The organism is Gammaproteobacteria bacterium (assembly GCA_003696665.1).
GTDB lineage: Bacteria > Pseudomonadota > Gammaproteobacteria > Enterobacterales.
Window position 1 is genome coordinate 1 of sequence record RFGJ01000012.1, and the last position, 2,790, is coordinate 2,790.

4 protein-coding genes are annotated in these 2,790 nt (G+C 51.1%); all 4 read left to right on the forward strand.

The window, feature by feature from the left end; translation table 11 throughout:
• Positions 1–324: 324 nt before the first annotated feature.
• Positions 325–942, forward strand: coding sequence for a TetR/AcrR family transcriptional regulator (locus tag D6694_00295; GenBank protein ID RMH48612.1), 618 nt, complete (start codon positions 325–327; stop codon positions 940–942).
• 8 nt (positions 943–950) lie between these two features.
• The gene (locus D6694_00300) at positions 951–1,196 is read left to right on the forward strand and encodes a hypothetical protein (protein ID RMH48613.1); all 246 of its coding nucleotides are present in this window, start codon (positions 951–953) and stop codon (positions 1,194–1,196) included.
• Between the two features lie 17 nt (positions 1,197–1,213).
• Positions 1,214–2,356 carry an aromatic ring-hydroxylating dioxygenase subunit alpha gene (locus D6694_00305; GenBank protein ID RMH48615.1) on the forward strand — a complete coding sequence of 381 codons (1,143 nt, stop codon included), beginning with the start codon at positions 1,214–1,216 and terminating at the stop codon, positions 2,354–2,356.
• Between the two features lie 3 nt (positions 2,357–2,359).
• A partial coding sequence (locus tag D6694_00310) for a hypothetical protein (GenBank protein RMH48614.1) occupies positions 2,360–2,790 on the forward strand: 431 nt, incomplete at its 3' end.

Below are 2,790 nucleotides of genomic sequence, written 5' to 3' on the forward strand. Positions count from 1 at the left end.
AAATGACAAGGTAATGAGCAACAACCATTCGCCCACTCCCATCGTTCTATTCACAGTACTCACACTGTCCTCCTTTATGCCTTTCTCTCTGATTGATCTTCATCATAGAGGAGGACAGATGGAAAAACACTCCGATTCTTGCGGTGTAATTCGGAGGGGCGAACTAGGGGCTTCGAAGCATTGCTACTCGCGCCCACTTCTGCGGACAGCGGCTTTGCTGTCCGCGGAAGCCGGGGTTGGGCTACGGCTATTCTACCCTGGCATCACAAAAGATGGAATCCTAGAAAATCGATCTTGACATTCTCGCTGAAACATGATACATTTATGCCCCATACGAGACATTATCGTATCACAACAGGAGAAAAGGAGCGTTTGATGGGCAAAGATACACGCCAACTTCTGTTAGATGCCGCCACGCAGGCCCTTTCCAAAAATCCCGGTGCTTCGATGAACGACATTGCTGAGGCCGCTGGCGTGGGCCGGGCGACGCTGTACCGCTACTTCCCCTCGCGCGATGAATTGATTCGCTCCCTCACGCTGGAATCCTATCAGCAGGTGAACGCCGCATTGGAGCCAGTGCTTGCGCGTAACCTGCGGGGCGGCGATCTGCTGCTGGAGATTCTGGAAGTCATCATTCCGATGGGCGATCGCTACCACTTCCTGCTGAGCGAACGATCGTTTGTGGATGATCCCGAAATCCAGGCTTTAGAAGTACAGAGCGCCCATGACTGGAGCAAACTTTTCGAGCACTTCAAAGATGAGGGGTTAATTGCACCTGAAGTGCCCATCGCCTGGGCGGTCGCTACGCTGGAGAGTCTGATTTACACCGCTTGGATCTCCGTCCACGAGGGATACATCGCTCGACGGGACGCAGCTCAACTGGTTTATCGCACGTTTCTTACTGGCTTAGGAACGTCATCCGCCAACACGTTGGAGGGCTGAGGGCTAATATGTCATTTCAAAACACATCATTTAAGTGGCGCACCCTCATCGCCCTGTTGCTCATCGCCAACGCTGTGATGATGGACTGGAATTGGATATGGGGGCTCCTTTTTCTCTACTGGCTTGTGCTTGACCTCATTTATCAAGAAACACATCTGGTAGAGCGCGTTACACGGGATGAAAACCCCGTCCTTTATTGGGTGATTATATTCACCTGGTTCTTTCTCTCACTATTCTCATTTTTTGGGAGGTAAGCATGAGTCAGAAAATGGTGCACAAACTGCCGGTAGAAACATATACATCCAGGACCTGGTTTGAGAAAGAACAAGAAATGATCTTCTCGCGAACCTGGCAATTCGCCGGTTTCGTAGAAGATCTCAGTGAACCGGGCCAGTATCTTACCGTCCAGGCCGGGTTGAATAATATCCTGGTGGTAGTAGGAAATGACAGAAAACTACACGCATATCATAACATTTGCAGACATCGAGGCACCCAATTACTCCGGGCGGTGGGGAAGACAAAAAAGGTCATTACCTGCCCTTACCACGATTGGGCCTATGCTGTCGAGGACGGCCGCCTGCTTACCGTACCCAACGAGAGGAGAGAATTCCCTGATTTGGATAAGTCGTGTCTGGGGTTGAAACCGGCTTCAGTAGGGGTCTGGCGCGGTATGATCTGGGTTCATCCAGAACCGAATGCAATTTCACTCTCCGAGTGGTTTGGACCGGTAGAGTCCGATTTGGGTCCTCATCAGGTAGAATATCTAGTTGAGTATCCGGAGGCGGCAACCACGACGGATATTCACGCGAACTGGAAAATTGTGGTTGAGAATTACATTGATGTCTATCATCTATCTCACCTCCATTCGGGAACTTTGTCCATGTACGATCACGCCAAGGCGGAGTATCGTTTCGTCGGTCCTCATTATGTGTTCTGGGAGCCATTGGCTCGCCACTACGCAGTTGATGTGGAGAAGAAAGCGCCCCTCCCCCTCTTCGACGAGATTCCGAGCGAGCGGCTGGGTGCGTGGGTGCCCATGCTGTTCCCTAACCTGGGCTTAGCAGAGACCGAGTGTACATGGTCGACCTTTCACATTATTCCACTCGCGCCAGACATGACCCGGGTTCAAACCCGAACAAAAGTCAAGAATGCTTCTGGCTGGAGATTTACCACCCAATGGTGGAGATCCGGCACGTTTTGGGCGCAGCGGACATCGCCAAAGGTGAAGGGAGACCCCGTACATGACCCCCTGGCCTCCGGTGACTTCATGGCGGAAGATGTATACGTCTGCGAACAGCAACAGCGATCGCTACGTAGCCCTTACTTCGAGGTGGGACCGGCAGCCCACTATGGGGAGAGCCCGATCATTGCCTTTCAGCAAACGGTATTGAATTGGTTGAAAAGAGAACAATAACACATGAAAGGCTCATACATCTCGATTCGAACAATCTTGACACGGTTTAAGAAGAAGATCGCGCTTACACTATTGCTCGTGTTGGTCGAGATCATTATCCAACTACTCTTCCCTTTGTTTATTGGTGTTGCCATTAATGATTTGCTGGTGCAACGCTACCAGGGTGTGTTATGGCTGGGGGGGATGGGCTTGCTGGCCTTGCTGATAGGAAGTGGGCGACGCTTCTATGACACGCGGACTTATGCTGAAATTTATATGATCACTGCGGAAGAGGTCGTCGCGAAAGAGAAAACCAACGGTGGTGATATTTCAACGCTTGCTGCCCGCGTATCCTTGTTAAGGGAGTTTATTGAGTTTCTGGAAAACTCGATGCCCGCCGTGTTAACCAGCCTTATCGGTGTGGTTGGCACACTCGTCATCATAGCTGCGCTGAA